This window comes from Pseudomonadota bacterium (assembly GCA_034660915.1).
GTDB lineage: Bacteria > Desulfobacterota > Anaeroferrophillalia > Anaeroferrophillales > Anaeroferrophillaceae > DQWO01.
Window position 1 is genome coordinate 8,950 of record JAYEKE010000144.1, and the last position, 2,473, is coordinate 11,422.

The following is a 2,473-nucleotide window of genomic DNA, read 5'->3' on the forward strand; positions in this document are numbered from 1 at the left end:
TTGCCGCCCCTGGCTGATAAAGGGGCCCGGCTTCAGGTTCATGATCCTGAAGGGATGTCCGAAGCGAAGAAAATGTTTCCTGATTTCACCTACGCCAATTCCGCCTACGAAGCTTGCGATAATGCTGATGCGGTGGTTCTTTTGACCGAATGGAACCAGTATCGGGCCCTGGACCTGGCGGACATTAAAAAGCGGATGAAAACCCCAATCTTCATCGATCTGCGCAATGTCTATACCCCGGCTAAGATGCGGGAATCTGGATTTGAGTATTATGGGGTTGGCAGAAAATAGGGGACAGACCACGGTTTTTCTTATTTTTTAAAATATTTTTCATGCTTTCTTGGCTCAAAAACCGTGGTCTGTCCCCTATTTACTCTAAAGGCGAAAGGTGAAAGGAAAAAGGTGAAAGGCAACCCCAAAGCTGAGAATTTGACCTGGAATGCTGAACTGCTTGGCCGGGAGCAGCGCGCCCGGCTCAACGGGCATCGTTCCGCTGTTATCTGGTTTACCGGCCTGTCGGGTTCCGGGAAATCCACCCTGGCCAACCGCCTGGCGGTAGAACTTCATGCCTTGCAGGTGCGTAACTATGTTCTTGACGGAGACAACCTCCGCCATGGTTTGAATCGCGATTTGGGATTTTCCCCGGCCGATCGGCAGGAGAATATCCGTCGGGTGGGTGAAACGGCAAAAATCCTGATGGAAGCCGGCCTGGTGGCCATTACCGCTTTCATCTCTCCCTACCGCCGTGACCGCGACGCCGTTCGCGCCCTGATGGCCCCCGGCGATTTTATTGAAATTTACCTGGACTGCTCCCTGGATGCCTGCCGCCTCCGGGACCCCAAAGGTCTTTATAAAAAAGCGGATGCCGGCGAGATTGCCGAGTTTACCGGCGTCTCGGCTCCTTACGAGCCACCCTTAAAGCCGGAATTTACTCTGAAGACGGATGAGTTATCGGAAGCGGAGGCGGTGGACCTCATTATCACCTGTTTGCGACAGCGGCAGCTGATAGAGGTGTAAAAAATTTTTTCAACTTTCTGACTTGTATTTCCGGATGTTCGGGCTTGGCTCATAGCGGTATTGGCCGCCGAACGAATCACACGATGTGATTCGTGGCGGACGCCTCGGAAGCCGGCCATGGACGGCCGGCGAGAATGAGCGAGAGCCATGCCGGAACATCCGGGGAAATTTCTTCCAGCTGTTTTTAGCATAACTTAGAAAGTTGAAAAGTTATAAAAGGTATTTCTTATGGAAAGAAAATATTCCCTCTCCCACCTGAAGGAACTGGAAGCGGAAAGCATTCATATCATCCGGGAAGTGGCGGCCGAGTTTTCCAATCCGGTGATGCTCTACTCCATTGGCAAGGATTCCTCGGTCATGGCCCGCCTGGCCCGAAAGGCCTTCGCCCCCGGCAAGATTCCCTTTCCCCTGATGCACATTGATTCCCGGTGGAAATTTCGCGACATGATTACCTTTCGCGATGAATTCTGCCGCCGCCACGATATTGATCTTATTGTCCACTACAATGAAGAAGGCTGGCGCCAGGGGATCGGGCCTTTTACCCACGGCAGCAAGGTCCATACCGATGTGATGAAAACCCAGGCTCTGCTCCAGGCTCTGGACAAGTACGGATTTGATGCCGCTTTCGGTGGAGCCCGCCGGGATGAGGAAAAATCCCGGGCCAAGGAGCGGGTTTTCTCCTTCCGGGACAATTTTCACCAGTGGGATCCCAAGAACCAGCGTCCGGAACTCTGGAGCCTCTACAATACCAGGGTCAATCCCGGGGAAAGCATCCGGGTTTTTCCCATTTCCAACTGGACGGAGCTGGATGTCTGGCAGTATATCCGCCTGGAAAAAATTCCCATTGTGCCGTTGTATTATGCCGCCGAGCGCGAGGTAGTTGAGCGCGACGGCAACCTGATTTTGGTGGATGACGACCGTATGCCTTTGAAACCTGGGGAAAAGCCGCGGAAAAGAATGATCCGCTTCCGCACCCTGGGCTGCTATCCTCTGACCGGGGCGATTGAATCCGAAGCTGATACCATCGAAAAAATCGTTGAAGAGATGATGGTGGTGACCAAGAGCGAGCGTACCACCCGGGTCATTGACTTCGATCAGGAAGGCTCGATGGAGCAGAAAAAACGAGAGGGGTATTTTTAAAAGAAAGGTATAAGGCTAAAGGCTAAAGGCTAAAGGCTGCAGGTGGGAGGGGAAAATGAGGTTTGAGGACCTTGTGGTTTGGAAGCGGGCAACCAGTTTGAGCGCCGAAATATATAAGCATTTTTCTTCTTGCCGAGATTATGGTTTTAAAGATCAGATAACCCGTTCAGGTCTTTCTGTCCCCAGCAATATTGCCGAAGGCTTTGAACGTGAATCAACCCGTGAATGTCTGAAATTTCTTTCCTATGCCAAAGGTTCCTGCGCCGAGCTGCGGACGCAAATTTATATTGGTTTAGAAATAGCTTACATTAAAAAA

5 protein-coding genes are annotated in these 2,473 nt (G+C 51.6%); 4 read left to right on the plus strand and 1 reads right to left on the minus strand.

Translation table 11 applies throughout. From position 1 onward, the window contains the following. Nucleotides 1-291, plus strand: a 291-nt coding sequence (locus tag U9P07_08625) for a UDP-glucose/GDP-mannose dehydrogenase family protein (protein MEA2109467.1), incomplete at its 5' end; no start/stop codon positions are given. Between the two features lie 111 nt (nt 292-402). After that, a complete protein-coding gene (gene cysC, locus U9P07_08630; GenBank protein MEA2109468.1) occupies nt 403-1,017 on the plus strand; it encodes an adenylyl-sulfate kinase in 615 nt (204 codons plus the stop codon). Here the strand turns inward: cysC and U9P07_08635 are convergent. Then, nucleotides 903-1,166 carry a hypothetical protein gene (locus tag U9P07_08635; GenBank protein ID MEA2109469.1) on the minus strand — a complete coding sequence of 88 codons (264 nt, stop codon included), beginning with the start codon at nt 1,164-1,166 and terminating at the stop codon, nt 903-905. The genes cysC and U9P07_08635 overlap by 115 nt on opposite strands. A 79-nt stretch (nt 1,167-1,245) precedes the next feature. On the opposite strand from U9P07_08635, the gene cysD reads away from it, so the two are divergent. Then, on the plus strand, nt 1,246-2,157 hold the full coding sequence (gene cysD, locus U9P07_08640; protein MEA2109470.1) for a sulfate adenylyltransferase subunit CysD: 912 nt from the start codon (nt 1,246-1,248) through the stop codon (nt 2,155-2,157). Nucleotides 2,158-2,212: 55 nt separating this feature from the next. Continuing rightward, nucleotides 2,213-2,473, plus strand: a 261-nt coding sequence (locus U9P07_08645) for a four helix bundle protein (protein MEA2109471.1), incomplete at its 3' end; no start/stop codon positions are given.

Excerpts from the sequence above, each read along its gene's own strand:
- U9P07_08635 (MEA2109469.1), bottom strand. The coding sequence starts at position 1,166 with ATGGCTCTCGCTCATTCTCGCCGGCCGTCCATGGCCGGCTTCCGAGGC.
- cysD (MEA2109470.1), top strand. The coding sequence starts at position 1,246 with ATGGAAAGAAAATATTCCCTCTCCCACCTGAAGGAACTGGAAGCGGAA.